The organism is Paenibacillus koleovorans NBRC 103111, assembly GCF_004000845.1.
GTDB lineage: Bacteria > Bacillota > Bacilli > Paenibacillales > NBRC-103111 > Paenibacillus_AA > Paenibacillus_AA koleovorans.
Map to the genome: position 1 here is coordinate 28,233 of NZ_BIMA01000059.1, position 13,591 is coordinate 41,823.

Consider the following 13,591-nt stretch of genomic DNA (forward strand, 5'->3'; position numbering starts at 1 on the left):
GTACGTACAAATTTGGCTAGCACTTTTTCCTCTCCTCTTTCCTCCACCCTCCCCCTTCCTTTTCCCAGAAAAAATGTCCCTTCTCGGACAAACTATTTTGAATACAGAGCAGGGATTTGCGCGTATATAACGTATATATGGATAACCCGTTTTATTGGAGGAGTTCTTGATGATTAAAGGCATTAACGTTCAAGATTTGGTCGAGCGGTTCAAGCTGGAAGTGCTGGCCGGAAGCGACGACTTGCATAGAAAGATCGAGAAGCCCAAGGCACATCGGCCGGGGCTGGAGTTTACCGGGTATTTCGACTTTTTCTCGCATGCGCATGTGCAGGTGCTGGGCCGCAAGGAGATCAACTACCTGCATACGTTGACCGAGGACGAGCGCAACGATCGGATCGGCAACATCGTGAAGTATCATCCGCCTTGTTTCGTGGTGACGCGCGACTTGGAGGGGCTGACGTACCTGTTGAAGCATTGCGAGCAGGAGGGCATTCCGCTGTTGCGCACCTCTCTGCCGACTTTCAAGTTCCTTGATCTTGTCGACAACTACTTGTCCAAAGCGCTGGCGCCTGAAATCGCGGTGCATGGGGTGTGCGTGAACGTAAGCGGGATCGGCATTTTGCTGCGGGGCAAGTCCGGGGTCGGCAAAAGCGAGACGGCCCACACGCTCATTCGGCGCGGGCACCGGCTGGTGGCGGATGACATTGTCGTGTTGAAAAAGCTCAGCTCGGAATCGATTCTCGGCACGCACAATGGCATGAACAAGGAATTTCTTGCCCTGCGCAGCATCGGGCTCGTGAACGTCTCCCGGCTGTATGGCCGGAAGGCGTTCCAGGACGAGACGCGGATCGTGCTCGACATCGAGCTGTCGAAATGGCAGGAGAACGCGCTCAACAACGACTTGGAGCTGGAGCCGAAGTTCACGGAGTACATGGACGTGCGGATCCCGCATATCGAGATTCAACTGCAGCCCGGTCGCGATGTGGCGGGTTTGGTGGAAGCGGCGGCGAACAACTGGTACTTGAAAATGCAAGGCTACAGCGCGGTCGATGAGTTCATGCGGCGGTTGGAGCAGGAGCATCCGAAGTAACCCGGAAGCTGATTGAATTCGGAGGGGGCGTTCTCCTCTAAAGTCAGCGCCTATAATTGCACCTAATGTAATCGAGGTTACTGGAACGGCTACTGTGTAGTAGCCGTTTTTACGTTATCGGGCAGGATAGTGTAATTGAACCAACTCCGCGGTATCCTGAATTAAGTGTGTGGTGTATACTGTAAACATAAGGAGTTGATCAAGATGCCGAAAAGAATAACCTTGGATAATCAAGCCAAAGATACGCTTTGGAAACTGCTTCATGGTGAAAATGATGTTATTGTCGATGTGTACGGAACGGAAGTTAGAATGACGGTGAATCGAGATCACTCGTTCATCCCGGAAGACATAGCTGCAGAAATTGAAGCCGATCCGGAACTTAAACAAATGTTACTAGACTCCGAAGAGGATATAATTGCTGGCAGAGTATATACGACAGAAGAGGCTATTCGCTTTATCAAGGATTACCATTCAAAATAATGCGAAAAGTCACTCTAACCGAAACCGTTTTAAAACGGATTGCAAATATACAAAGCGTTCATTTTACTGATCAGGAAACGATAGAGTTTCAAGTCCGACTGATTAAGGCGATACAAGATCGTCTTGTCGCAATTACACCTTTCGAAGGATATAAAGAGTACAAAGAGGGACCATGGGCCAAAACGCGCCGAATTCTTGTACAAAGTTATAAGGTCTACTATCTCTATAATTTCAAAGATGATTCCATTATTGTCAAAGGTATCAAAGCTCCAGGCATGAAGTAGCCAACAAGTAAAGTATGAAGCAGACCGTATCACGGTCTGTTTTTTCATTAACGTTTTGTAAGTTGTTTTCTGGAACTTGGTCAACGTAACATTATGTGAAATCACAGTATTCAAGGAGGATTATTTTGAACACCATTGTCTAAATGGTTAGGCATGCTGAATCACCATACGATGAAGGAACTGAAAGAACACTCCGGGAAAAAAATAGCTATTGGAACACATGGACTTGTAATGACTTTGATGATGAATTATTTTGATTCAAGTTATGGTTTGGATTTTTTAAATCAACTAAAGAAACCAGATATTTATAAATTAAGTTTTGAAAATTTTGAACTAAAGAAGTAATAAGACTTTGGAATGAGGGTTGTTGATTAAGCTAGGGAAGGGTACGACAGTTAAATCATGACTTGACGGCAGCCGACCACGCGAACGACTATCATTGGGCCAACCCAACGTTTGATAATCCATGGAGACGCTGACGCTAGCAAAACAGATCGAAGTCCGCTACTGCCATCTAAGATGCCTTCCCCCTACTCGCTCTTTGCCCGCTCGTGTCTTCACCCACGCGGCTCGCTGGTCGACCCGCGCAAGATCAGCTCCGGCTCGTATACGTACTCGCGGCTCTCGAGCGGCCGACCCTCGATCAGGGCGACGATCCATTCCGCCGCACGCGCGCCCATGTCGGTCTTCGGATGCGTCAGCGTTGTCAGCTTAACCTCGGTCGCGGTGGCGAGCGAGGCGTCGTCGAAGCCGACGATCGACAAGTCCTCCGGCACGCGCAGCCCGGCCGAGCGGATCGTCTGCAGCAGGCGCACCGCCAGCTCGTCGTTGTAGCAGACGATTGCTGTCGGCCCTGCCGCCGCGTCGCCCAGCATCGCCGCTGCCGCCTGCTCCGGCCAGCTGTCCTTGGTCGCCGTCGTATACTGGACGACGCCCTCCGGCAGAAGCGGCACGCCATGATCGCGATGCGCGCCCGTGAATCCTTTCAACCGGTTCATCCCTTGCAGGTCGTCCGTCTTGAAGAAACCGGCGATCCGCCGATGCCCCAGCGCAATCAAGTGCTCTGTCGCCTTGTATGTGCCAGCCTCGTCATTCACCTTGATCACCGGACAGCTCATCTCCGCATATCGCTCGTTGATCATCACGTACGGGATGCGCTTGTAGTCAAGTGCCAGGTACAACGACGAGTTCGGATTCCCCTCGGCGCTGCGCGTCGGCTCCAAGATCAAGCCGCTCAGCGGCTCGCGCATGAGCATCTCGAGGCTCTCCCGCTCCTTGGTCTTGTCGTTGTCCGTGCTCGTCAGCACCATCCGGTACCCGCGGCTGCGCAGGGCAGCCTCCGCCCCCCGCACAATATGCGGGAAGATGTAGTCGGAGATGTAAGTGGTCACGATGCCGATCGTCTGTACATCGACCGGGGCAGGCCGGTGCGACGCCGCAGACAGGGGCGAGTCCGCCGACGCCGCCCGGGACAATGCCTCCCGGTATGCAGAGGATAGCTCGCGCGGCCCGCCATCTCGCAACTGAAGCTCGCTCAGCACGCCATACTGCGATTGCTGCTCCTCCGGCCTGCCGGCCTGCGGCTGATGCGCATCCGGCTCGTCGTCCCACGCCTGCCGCTCCTTCAGCCCACCGGCGTCGACACGCAACCGCAACGACGCCTTCGGCCCGGACACAAACGTGCCCTTGCCCTGTACGCGGTGAATGCGCCCCTCCTGCTCGAGCTCCCCGAACGTCTGCCGCACCGTCTGCCGACTCATCCCGTACCGCTCGGCGAGCTCATGCTCGGTCGGCATCCGGTCGCCTTCCACGTACCGTCCGGCTTCCAGCCAGCCCAATATTTCTCGCTTCAGCTGCAAATATTTCGGCAATGCTCGTGAATCTGCCATGCTGTCTCGGCTCCTCGACCTCGCTCTATTAGGAACCATTATAGCATCGCGGCAAGTTGTATGTACAACTTATTTAATCGCGGGGATGGATCATCTGCTCCGGCCGAACAACCTCATCGAACTTCTCCCCGGTCAACAGGCCGCTCTGCAAAGCCGCATCGCGCAGCGTCAGCCCTTCGCGATGCGCGCGTTTGGCGATGGCGGCGGCGTTCTCGTAGCCGATATGCGGGTTCAGCGCCGTAACCAGCATCAGCGATTCGTCGAGATAACGACGAATTGCCTCGCGGTTCGGCTCCATCCCGTCCGCGCAATGCTCGCGGAACGAGTCCATCGCATCGGCCAGCAGCCGCGCCGAATGCAGGAAGTTGCTGATGATGACCGGCTTGAACACGTTCAGCTCGAAGTTGCCCTGGCTCGCGGCGAAGCCGATGGCGGCGTCGTTGCCCATCACCTGGCAGACGACCATCGTCAGCGCTTCGCTCTGGGTCGGATTTACCTTGCCGGGCATGATCGAGCTGCCCGGCTCGTTCTCCGGGATCGTCAGCTCGCCGATCCCGCAGCGGGGGCCGCTCGCCAACCAACGCACGTCGTTGGCGAGCTTCATCAGGTCGGCGGCCAGCGCCTTCATCGCGCCATGCGCGAACACGACAGCGTCGTGGCTCGTCAGCGCGTGGAACTTGTTCGCCGCCGATACGAACGGCCGGCCCGTCTCGCGGGCCAGCACCGCCGCTGTCGCCTCCCCGAAGCGCGGGTGGGCGTTCAGCCCTGTGCCGACGGCGGTGCCGCCGATCGCCAGCTCGAGCATATGCGGCAAGCCGAGCCGCAGCATCGACGCGCTCCTCTCGAGCATCGCGTGCCAGCCGCTGACCTCCTGCCCGAGTGTCAGCGGCGTGGCGTCCTGCAGATGCGTCCGCCCGATCTTGACGATGTCGGCGAACGCCTCCATCTTGAGCCGCAGCGTCTCCTGCAGCGCGGCCAACGCCGGCAGCAGCCGCCGCTCGACCTCGAGCACGCCCGCGACATGCATCGCCGTCGGGAACGTGTCGTTCGAGCTCTGCGAGCGATTCACGTCGTCGTTCGGATGAATTCGCACCGAGCTCCCCGCCGCCTCCAGCCGCTCATTCGCAAGCCGGGCGACGACCTCGTTGACGTTCATGTTCGTCTGCGTCCCGCTCCCCGTCTGCCAGATGACCAGCGGGAAATGCTCGTCCCATTTCCCCTCCGCCACTTCGCCCGCTGCTTCCATTATAGCCGCCGCCTTCTCGGCATCGAGCTTGCCCAGCTCGCGGTTCGCCTCTGCCGCCGCCCGCTTCAGCAGCGCCAGCGCATGCACCACCTCGATCGGCATCCGGTCCCCGACCCCGCCGATGCGGAAGTTATTGCGGCTGCGCTCCGTCTGCGCGCCCCACAGCTTGTCCGACGGCACGCGCACCTCGCCCATCGTATCTTTCTCCACCCGGTAATCCATCATAAACAGCCTCCCATTTTTTCAAATCAGATGCCCATAGAATACCCGTTCCAATTGGAAATCAATCACAAGCGAGCCGGCCCCAGCTCAGTCCAACAACTCCAGCAATTCCAGCAACTTCAGCAACTCCACCTGAAGCTCACCCGTTACTCAAACGACTCGGCGCGCTCCTCTTCCGCGACATTTTGCAAATCATAGGCGTTGATGGTCACGATCCGATAGCTGCCTTTCTCGGCCAGCTGCATCGCCTGACGGCGAATGAACCGAGGCGAGCCTTCATTCTCCTCGTCATACACCAACAGCAGCCCGTCCGTATTCCGCAGCAAGAACTTGTCCTTCTCCGCGAACTGCCACGTCCCGTCGTACTTCGTCTTCGTTACGCTGGACACAAAGTCGGCTCGCTGCAGCACACTGCCGTACACGCCGCGTTTCTCCTCGCTCCATTTCTCATCCTGCTCCAGAAAAGGGGTGATCACCGCAAGCTGCAGCTGCGGGTACTCCGTCTTCAGCTCCAGCGCGACTTCCGCCGCCCACAGCTCGACGCCCCACTGGCCGCTCACGACGACCCATTCCAGCCCTTCCTCGAGCAGAACGAGAAGCTGCCGCCGAATAGCCTTGCGAATAATCGGGATACCCGGATGTTTCATCGAAAAAATGCCAAGCTCATTCGCCCGATACCCCGTCACCAGCACGCGATTCACGCCGCCACCTCCTCCTCTACCGATGAATTTATACGAAAAAGCGAACAAACTTTGCCGAGATCTTCGGCTAGATGCGGACTTTGTATGAAAAACCGACCACATTTAGCCGAGATAACCGACAATGTGCAAACTTTGTATGAAATATCGTACAGAGTGAGCATGGATTGCCGGGATGAAGCCGATCTTATATGAAATATCGAACAAAGTGGGCCAAGATGGCGCAAAGGATGCACGTTTCATATGAAAATTCGAACTCAATTGAGCCTTACTCGGCTCACTATCTTTAACGGTCATCGGACTACGCCAGCCGGCAGCGAGGCGCCGCGCGGTTTCGCTGCCGATGGCGCCAGCCTCTAGCCGTCTGCCTCCGCCACCTTAATACAGCCGCTTCGTATAGCTCTCCTGCAAGCTAGCCTCCACTTCACCTAGCGTAACCTCCGGCATCGCCGTCCGACAATGCGCCACCAGCAGCTCCGACACGCTCGGCCTGTCGCCCGCTTCCAGCCAAGTGTCCGGCCGCCACAGCCCCGACCGCTTGAAAGCTTTCGCGCAATGCAGGTAACATTCATCGATCTCCACCCCGATGCCCATCAGCGGCAGCTTGCCTTGGACCGCCGTCGCTTCGAGCAGCGCCGGATCGCGCGTGACGACGCCTCGGCCATTCACGCGGAACGTCTCCTCCACGCCCGGGATGAGAAAAATCAACCCAATCCCCGGATTCGTCAGCAGGTTGCGGATCGAGTCCCATCGGCGGTTGCCCGGACGCTCCGGCAGGAACAAATGCCGCTCGTCGACCACATGAACGAACCCCGGCGCATCCCCTCGCGGCGACACATCGCAGCGGCCCTGATCATCCGAGGTGGCCATCATCACGAACGGGGACTTGGCGATCCAGCCTATCGCATGCTCGTCCAGTCGGTCCTTCATCTTGCTATCCGCCAGCTTGCCAGGGTAACCTGCGATCGGCCGCAGCTCCGTCTCCAACTGTTCCAGCGACTCGATCCGATGCGTGAACGTCTCTCTCATGCTCCCACTCCTCCCAAATCAAAACCCCCGACGAACCGCCACGGTCATCGGGGGAAGCTTTTGCAAAATCAAGCCATCGTAGCCAGCATCTCGAGCGTCACTTGGTACCGCAGCGGCTCGCCTTTCGTGAAGCGCTCGTACTCTTCTTCCATATAGACGCCCATCCGCGCCACTTCCTGCCCGAAGCTACCGGCGATGTGCGGCGTCAGGACGACGTTGTCCAGCTTCAGCAGCTCACTGTCCACCTCGACCGGCTCCGGGTACGTCACATCGAGCAGCGCCGTGCGGGTCGGCACATCCTTGAGCGCCTGAATCAAATCCGCTTCCACCACTTGCGCGCCGCGTCCCGTGTTGATGAACGTTGCGTGCGGCAGCATTTTATCAAAATGATCCTTGTTCAGAATGCCCTGCGTCTCCGGCAGGTTGGCCAGGTGGTTCGAGATCGTATCGCAATTGGAGAAAATATCGATGAGATCGGTTTTATGCACGCCCATCTCGACGGCTTTGGCATCCGGCAGGAAGGGGTCGTACACTTTGAGGATCAGGCGGTAGCTCTGCAGCATCTCGATGACGCGGCGGCCGATCATGCCTGCGCCAAGAATGCCGACTGTCGCGCCATAGTTGCCTTTGTACATTTCGGTATGCTCTCTCGATGCTTTATGGCTGACCTGCTTATATCGATTCGCCGTTTGCACGAACCCTTTATTCGCGAGAATGATTGTGGCTACTGTAAATTCCGCCACCGGTACGGCATTGGCCGCCCAAGCGCTGACGATCGTTACCCCTTTGGCCAGGAAAGGCCTCGCAAAATGTTGGACCGAGCCCGCCCCATACAGCAATATTGTCAGCTTCGGAAAGTATTGCTCGATCTGCTCCTCGGTCAGCTTAGGAATTCCCCAAGTAGCAAACGCCACCTCGACTTCCGCCAGCATTTCCTTGTGCTGCTCCATATTCTCCGGGTTGATCATCTCCGGGGATAAGTCGAGCTTCTCGCGCAGCCGGCTCTGAGTCCGTTCGTTGTATACATTGCCTATGTTCCGATTATTCGCCATACTCAAAAATACCGCTTTTTTCTTCAACGTGCCTCACCCTCCTGCGCTCCTCGTTCCGGTCGATTGAACTCGGTTTCTGACGTTATAACAGTTGACCGGTCCAGCATTCGAACACGATTATACCACATTTGATGAGCCGAGTTGGACAAGATTTGTACATGCCGCGGGAAAGCAAGCTCCGATGATCCATCGTCTTGCGCCGGGATTGGGTTCAGGCTCCTACATGCTTCAATTTATCCGGGTTGCGGATAATAAACAAATGGCGAATGCGATTGTCCTCCACCTGAAGCAAACCCACGGTATGAATCAAGCCCTCCGCGGAACGAACGGCAAAGCTCGGCTGTCCGTTGATCATTTCGAGATCGAATCTGGCTTCTCCATCCACCAAGGCGCCTTTACGCAATGCACCTAGTAGGAAATGAGCCACCTTTTTCTTCGATACGAGGGGCTTGAGGACCGCAGTCGCTTTGCCTCCCCCGTCTGCAATCGAGACGACGTCTTGATCGAGCAGGGCCAGGATCTGATCCATGTTGCCCTGCTTCAGGGCGCCGATAAACCCTTGCACCCATTCCCGGTTCGCCGTCTGCGAGGGGATGAATGGCTCGTCATCGGCATCGAGGCCCATTTTGGCGGTGGCGCGGCTGAACACCTTGCGGCAGTTCACCTCGCTTTTCTCGGTCAGTCTGGCGATCTCGCCATATTCGAAGCCAAGCGCTTCCCGGAGCACGAACACGATCCGTTCCGAAGGCGTCAGCCGCTCCAGGAGCACGAGCATGCCGTAGGACAGCAGATCGTCGCGCACGACGGCATCCATCGTATCGTTATCCGAGCTGCTGAACGGCTCCGGCAGCCACTCCCCGTAGTACTGCTCCCGCTTCTTTCGCGCCGTCTTCTGTAGATCCCGGCATCGGTTCGCGACCATTTTGCACAGATAGGCTTTCGGCTCGGTCAGCTTGTCCGCAGGCACATCGTACACTTTCAGGAACACGTCCTGCACGACATCCTCCGCATCCGTCACCGATCCCGTCAGCTGGTAAGCGAGCTTGAACAGCAGCCTGTTGTATTGCGTGAATAGCTCTTGCATCGATGGATCCACTTCCGTCCTTGTCTAGTCGTTCCCCGAAAATACGTAAAGTTGGAGTCTGTAATAAAACGAGCGAGGGGCGGTGTTTGTGACACCGGAGGTTGATGTTTAGTTTGTCCGTTTTTTCGGAGCATTTGTCACAGCGGACCAGCCTACCTCGTTATATAGACGTACCAACAAACCAATAGGGCTCGATCAAGCTTCGGCCGTCGGGTTATCCCATAGGAGGAATGGATTCAGATGAAAATCGTAGTTGTAGGCGGCAGCGGACTGATCGGTACTAAGTTGGTGAAAAATCTTCGCGAGCTCGGCCATGACGTGGTGGCAGCCTCCAAGTCGCTTGGCATCAATGTAGTGACTGGCGAAGGATTGCCCGAAGCGCTCCAGGGTGCAGACATCGTAGTGGACGTCATGAACTCCCCGTCGTTCGAGGATCAGGCGGTATTGGAATTTTTCGATGCGACGACGCGGAACCTGCTTGCCGCCGAGGCGGCTGCAGGTGTGAAGCATCACGTCGCTCTGTCGGTCGTCGGCACGGATCGGCTGTTGCAGGGCGGCTACTTCCGCGCAAAAATGAACCAAGAGACGCAAATCGCAGGCTCTCCGATCCCATATACGATCGTGCGGGCGACGCAGTTTTTCGAGTTTGTCGGCAGCATCGCCTATGTCGCTACGGAAGGGCCGATCGTTCGGCTCCCGTCCGCGTACACGCAGCCGATCGCTGGGGATGACGTCGCGCTCGCCCTGGTCGACATCGCGCTTTCGCGCCCGGTGAACGGCATCGTCGACGTGGCGGGTCCCGAGAAAATCCGTCTCGACGCGCTCGTCCGCCAATACTTGAGCACGCAGAGGGACGATGCCCGGCAAGTGGTGACCGATGAGAGCGCGGGTTACTTCGGCGGCATCGAGGTGAACGACGAGTCCCTCGTGCCTACGGGTGAGGCGGTTGTGATGGCGACGCGGTATGAGGATTGGTTGAAGCGATAATCCGATTTGGCAGAGCCTTATTTTAGCCTCGTCCTAGAGGCAAAAAAGCAACCGCGCCTGGCCCCTTCTTAGCTGGAGCCGGTGCGGTTACTTTTATTCGGCGGCTTACCCTCTACGAGCTTAGTGTCCGCCCGAGAAGCCTTGCCCTTCCGTCTCCGGATCGAGCTTCTCCTTGCTCATGACGAGCGCCGCGATGACGGCAATGACAGCCGGGACGATCGCCCAAGCGAATGTATACGTGATCGAGGACGACAATGTCGTCGTGATCTTGTCGAGCGCATCCGCCGGGATGTTAGCCCGCAGTTCAGGCGCCAGAATGGCCCGCGGGTCGGAAAGATCAACGCCCGGAGGCAACTGCTGCCCGGAGCCGGCGAACTGCTCCTTCAGCTGGCGCAGGAACGCATGGCTCTGGATAATGCCGAACACGGTGATCCCGAGCGTCATGCCGAGCGACCGCAGGAAGTTGAGCGTGGACGTCGCCGCGCCGCGCATGCTGATCGGGAACGTGTGGATCGCCGCGCTGCTCAGGACGGAGAACGAGGCGCCGATGCCGAGACCGGCCAGGACCATATACAGCGTGACGATCAGACGGCTCGACTCCGGCGACAGCGTGGCCAGCAGCAGCATGCCGACCGCAAGCAGGATCAGAGTCGGGATCATGATGAACCGATACTGGATTTTCGTCATCAGAAAGCCGCCCATCGTAGCCGTGACTACGGAACCCAGCATCATCGGCAGCAGGACGAGACCGGAGTTCGTTGCGGTACCGCCGAGCACGCCTTGGATGAAGATCGGGATATAGACCGAAGCCGTAATAAAGGCGGCGCCGCTGAACATAGCGATCGCGTTGCTCGTCCAGTAGAGCCTTCCTTTGAACATGGAGAAGTTGATGATCGGCTCCTGCGCGCGCGTTTCCGCGAATAGGAAGATCAGGGTCAACAGCACAAATCCACCGAACAACCCTAGAATTTCTGCGGAATCCCAAGCGAATTCTTTGCCGCCCAGCTCCAGCGCGAACATAAGGCACACGACGGCACCGACGAGCGTGATGGCCCCCAAATAGTCGATTTTCTGCTTATTGTGAGAGAGTGATTCTTTGTAAAATTTCGCCACCAAGAAGAAGGCAATGACCCCGATCGGCAGGTTGATGTAGAATACCCACTCCCAGCCTACATAGTCGGTAATGTACGCCCCGAGCAGCGGTCCGAAAATACTCGACATGCCGAACACGGCGCCGAACAGCCCGGTCAGCTTGCCCCGATTTTCCAGAGGAACCGCGTCGAACATGATCGTGAATGTGATCGGCACAAGCGCGCCGCCGCCGATTCCTTGGATCGCGCGATACATGCTCAGCTCGACGATCGAGTCCGCCGTTCCGCAGAGAATCGAGCCGATCATGAAGACGATGATGCCGAAGATAAAAAACCGTTTGCGCCCGTACATGTCGGACAGTTTGCCGAAGATCGGCATGCCGGCCATTTCGGCCACCATATACGCGGAGGTTACCCAGACGAATTTGTCCAGTCCGCCGAGCTCGCCAACAATGGTCCCCATCGCCGTAGCGACGATCGTATTGTCCATCGAAGCCATTAGAATGCTGAGCAAAAGTCCCGCAATCACGTAGCCCATGTGATTCTTTTTGACTGCCACTGCCATGCTACTGTTCCTCCACTCTTTCTTGATTCCTAAGTATAGTGTTGACTTGAACACGCTCTTTTAATGGTGGGAACGGTCCGCTTCACTAAATCTAATATACCAAGGCAATCTTGACAACAGTGTGGCAGGGTGGAAAGGGTTATTTATTTTTTCTTAAAGAATGGTGAGGGTGAGGCCGGCGAGCATGGTCAGGGCGTGTAACAATATGTTCATTAGGCAGGGGCGGAGTCGTCTAGTATACTAGGGGTACCGCGGAAATGAGGAGGCTGCCAGCCATGCAATTCGCTACATCCCTGGGCCGTTTGCGCATTATTACCCTCTTGGAGGGGCTATCTTATATGGTTCTGCTCGGCATCGCCATGCCGCTCAAGTACGCCGCCGATCTCCCGGAAGCCGTGCGGGTGGTCGGTTCGTTGCACGGGCTGCTGTTCGTGCTCTACATGCTGGCTGTGGCTCACGTGACGTTCGTGCATCGGTGGTCGATCGGCAAAGTGCTGTTCGCCGTCGGCGCCGCCTTCGTGCCGCTGGGCAACTTCTTGCTGGACCGCCGCTTGCTGCGGGAAGAGTAGGACCTTGGGTCCTGCTTTTTTTGTTTGGGGGCGGGGGAAGTCTAGCCTCTGGTCTTTTTTTGTTGCCTGTATAGCCCCGTACATCAAGAAAAAAATCCCAATCAATCCCATCAAAGAAATGCTTTCAAATAAATCCACATAATGTGGACCATAATTCATTTCACGCATGAGTCTAATAACGCCTGATGATATCAATGTAAAAGAGAGTAATATTGCACCAATTAATATACCAGTTGGATACTTGGAATACTTGTTAATGAAGTAGAATAATACAAGCAACCCTAAACCTACTGACTGCAATAAATATATGGTTAACGGGGCTGAATTAATTAATGAAATCATTCTTCACACCTAGAATAACCCCACATTTCGCATGTGAAACTACTCTGAAATCAGATTTTTTGAAGAAAAACTGCCGCCTCCGGATAATGTAAAGCTATAGTTCTCTGGAGGCGATCCCATGAGTACCACACAATAAAAACGTATTCCTAATTCGTCTGGCCCTAGCGGATTCGTAATCTGCGCCTCATACGTATCCTCACCCATAAACCGACCAATACTTGGATCATATCACCGAGCACGTAAATACTGCAATGAAGTTGCACTATCCCAATACTCGCCAGAGTAGCGGAATGGCTGCGGCACATATTCCGACACCGTAAGCGGATTTCCCCAAATGTCATACGTAACTGAGGCAGGGGGCAAGGCTCCCGTGTAATCGCCGTATAACGCCCGCTGGCGGTAGCCGCTCTTGACCTTCCGGCTCGTATCGCGAACGAACCATTCATTGAACAGATTCCGCAGTTCACCGCAGCGACAATTCGACTGATCTCAGCATACCGGATTTTGGAAGATTGGGGTAGGGTGTCCCGTGTCTATGAGAAAAGGGAATCACGCGGATTCCCTTCGGGCTTCATCGGCTCCTGAACGCTTCGTCCTCCCACGTTCGCAAAACAAGCCGTTCCAGAAATTGAACGCCAAGCGACAGATGCGGAGGGAGCCTCCGGTTTGCCAGGAAGCAGACATTCCTTTCAGTTTGATGCCGCCATCGAAAAAGTAAAACAACTCCTAAATATGGGTGCGGATATCCTTCAACAGACCCAATGTGTAAAAATAGGCGCGATGGTAGCTGTCCGTACAGCGACGTTAAGGCTTGTAGACTTGCATTTCTCTGATACCCAAACAGCTTCTCTGTTAACAATTAACGAAAGCTCATAACGAAGAGCATCAAAAACATACTAAAGGATGTATGAACCGCTCCGATTCGCAATTATGATAGGGGTAACCTAACGAATTGGAGGAAAA

Annotated in this window: 12 protein-coding genes and 2 pseudogenes; 5 read left to right on the forward strand and 9 right to left on the reverse strand. The window is 55.8% G+C overall.

Translation table 11 applies throughout. The features are described 5' to 3' along the window. Nucleotides 1-172: 172 nt before the first annotated feature. The 3 genes and pseudogenes from hprK to PKO02S_RS19220 form a co-directional block, all read left to right on the forward strand. Nucleotides 173-1,090: an HPr(Ser) kinase/phosphatase gene (gene hprK, locus PKO02S_RS19205; RefSeq protein WP_127585472.1), complete on the forward strand. Its 918-nt coding sequence runs from the start codon at nt 173-175 to the stop codon at nt 1,088-1,090. Nucleotides 1,091-1,294: 204 nt separating this feature from the next. After that, nucleotides 1,295-1,570, forward strand: coding sequence for a hypothetical protein (locus PKO02S_RS19210; protein ID WP_127585460.1), 276 nt, complete (start codon nt 1,295-1,297; stop codon nt 1,568-1,570). Between the two features lie 464 nt (nt 1,571-2,034). Then, nucleotides 2,035-2,225: pseudogene (locus PKO02S_RS19220) on the forward strand (histidine phosphatase family protein); the annotation flags it as partial. Nucleotides 2,226-2,411: 186 nt separating this feature from the next. On the opposite strand, the gene PKO02S_RS19225 reads toward PKO02S_RS19220, so the two are convergent. The 6 genes from PKO02S_RS19225 to sigJ form a co-directional block, all read right to left on the reverse strand. Further along, nucleotides 2,412-3,743, reverse strand: coding sequence for a GntR family transcriptional regulator (locus PKO02S_RS19225; protein WP_246067131.1), 1,332 nt, complete (start codon nt 3,741-3,743; stop codon nt 2,412-2,414). A 73-nt stretch (nt 3,744-3,816) separates the two neighbouring features. Further along, nucleotides 3,817-5,211, reverse strand: a complete 1,395-nt coding sequence (gene fumC, locus PKO02S_RS19230; RefSeq protein WP_127585474.1) for a class II fumarate hydratase — start codon at nt 5,209-5,211, stop codon at nt 3,817-3,819. A gap of 146 nt (nt 5,212-5,357) precedes the next feature. Continuing rightward, nucleotides 5,358-5,912 (reverse strand): SLOG family protein, encoded by a 555-nt coding sequence (locus PKO02S_RS19235; protein WP_127585462.1) that lies wholly within the window; start codon nt 5,910-5,912, stop codon nt 5,358-5,360. A 375-nt stretch (nt 5,913-6,287) separates the two neighbouring features. Beyond that, nucleotides 6,288-6,938: a pyridoxamine 5'-phosphate oxidase family protein gene (locus PKO02S_RS19240; protein WP_127585463.1), complete on the reverse strand. Its 651-nt coding sequence runs from the start codon at nt 6,936-6,938 to the stop codon at nt 6,288-6,290. Nucleotides 6,939-7,006: 68 nt separating this feature from the next. Continuing rightward, on the reverse strand, nt 7,007-8,017 hold the full coding sequence (locus tag PKO02S_RS19245) for a hydroxyacid dehydrogenase (protein ID WP_127585464.1): 1,011 nt from the start codon (nt 8,015-8,017) through the stop codon (nt 7,007-7,009). Between the two features lie 184 nt (nt 8,018-8,201). Further along, nucleotides 8,202-9,074 (reverse strand): RNA polymerase sigma factor SigJ, encoded by an 873-nt coding sequence (gene sigJ / locus PKO02S_RS19250; protein WP_127585465.1) that lies wholly within the window; start codon nt 9,072-9,074, stop codon nt 8,202-8,204. A gap of 240 nt (nt 9,075-9,314) precedes the next feature. Between sigJ and PKO02S_RS19255 the strand changes: the two genes are divergently transcribed. After that, complete coding sequence (locus PKO02S_RS19255; protein WP_127585466.1) at nt 9,315-10,061, forward strand: SDR family oxidoreductase; 747 nt, start codon at nt 9,315-9,317, stop codon at nt 10,059-10,061. A 120-nt stretch (nt 10,062-10,181) separates the two neighbouring features. Here PKO02S_RS19255 and PKO02S_RS19260 read toward each other — a convergent pair whose 3' ends face one another. Beyond that, nucleotides 10,182-11,717, reverse strand: coding sequence for an MDR family MFS transporter (locus tag PKO02S_RS19260; protein ID WP_127585467.1), 1,536 nt, complete (start codon nt 11,715-11,717; stop codon nt 10,182-10,184). Nucleotides 11,718-11,992: 275 nt separating this feature from the next. On the opposite strand from PKO02S_RS19260, the gene PKO02S_RS19265 reads away from it, so the two are divergent. Further along, nucleotides 11,993-12,286: a DUF3817 domain-containing protein gene (locus tag PKO02S_RS19265; protein WP_127585468.1), complete on the forward strand. Its 294-nt coding sequence runs from the start codon at nt 11,993-11,995 to the stop codon at nt 12,284-12,286. Between the two features lie 504 nt (nt 12,287-12,790). Here PKO02S_RS19265 and PKO02S_RS33905 read toward each other — a convergent pair. Together PKO02S_RS33905 and PKO02S_RS33910 are read right to left on the reverse strand one after the other, a co-directional pair. Further along, nucleotides 12,791-12,973: pseudogene (locus PKO02S_RS33905) on the reverse strand (RHS repeat-associated core domain-containing protein); the annotation flags it as partial. 204 nt (nt 12,974-13,177) lie between these two features. Then, a complete protein-coding gene (locus PKO02S_RS33910; RefSeq protein ID WP_373865220.1) occupies nt 13,178-13,351 on the reverse strand; it encodes a DUF6075 family protein in 174 nt (57 codons plus the stop codon). Nucleotides 13,352-13,591 lie beyond the last annotated feature (240 nt).

What these genes read in the sequence shown, in the direction of transcription:
- sigJ (WP_127585465.1), bottom strand. Translation starts at nt 9,074, where the DNA reads ATGCAAGAGCTATTCACGCAATACAACAGGCTGCTGTTCAAGCTCGCT.
- PKO02S_RS19260 (WP_127585467.1), bottom strand. Translation starts at nt 11,717, where the DNA reads ATGGCAGTGGCAGTCAAAAAGAATCACATGGGCTACGTGATTGCGGGA.
- PKO02S_RS19265 (WP_127585468.1), top strand. Translation starts at nt 11,993, where the DNA reads ATGCAATTCGCTACATCCCTGGGCCGTTTGCGCATTATTACCCTCTTG.
- PKO02S_RS19240 (WP_127585463.1), bottom strand. Translation starts at nt 6,938, where the DNA reads ATGAGAGAGACGTTCACGCATCGGATCGAGTCGCTGGAACAGTTGGAG.
- PKO02S_RS19255 (WP_127585466.1), top strand. Translation starts at nt 9,315, where the DNA reads ATGAAAATCGTAGTTGTAGGCGGCAGCGGACTGATCGGTACTAAGTTG.
- fumC (WP_127585474.1), bottom strand. Translation starts at nt 5,211, where the DNA reads ATGGATTACCGGGTGGAGAAAGATACGATGGGCGAGGTGCGCGTGCCG.
- PKO02S_RS19210 (WP_127585460.1), top strand. Translation starts at nt 1,295, where the DNA reads ATGCCGAAAAGAATAACCTTGGATAATCAAGCCAAAGATACGCTTTGG.
- PKO02S_RS19225 (WP_246067131.1), bottom strand. Translation starts at nt 3,743, where the DNA reads ATGGCAGATTCACGAGCATTGCCGAAATATTTGCAGCTGAAGCGAGAA.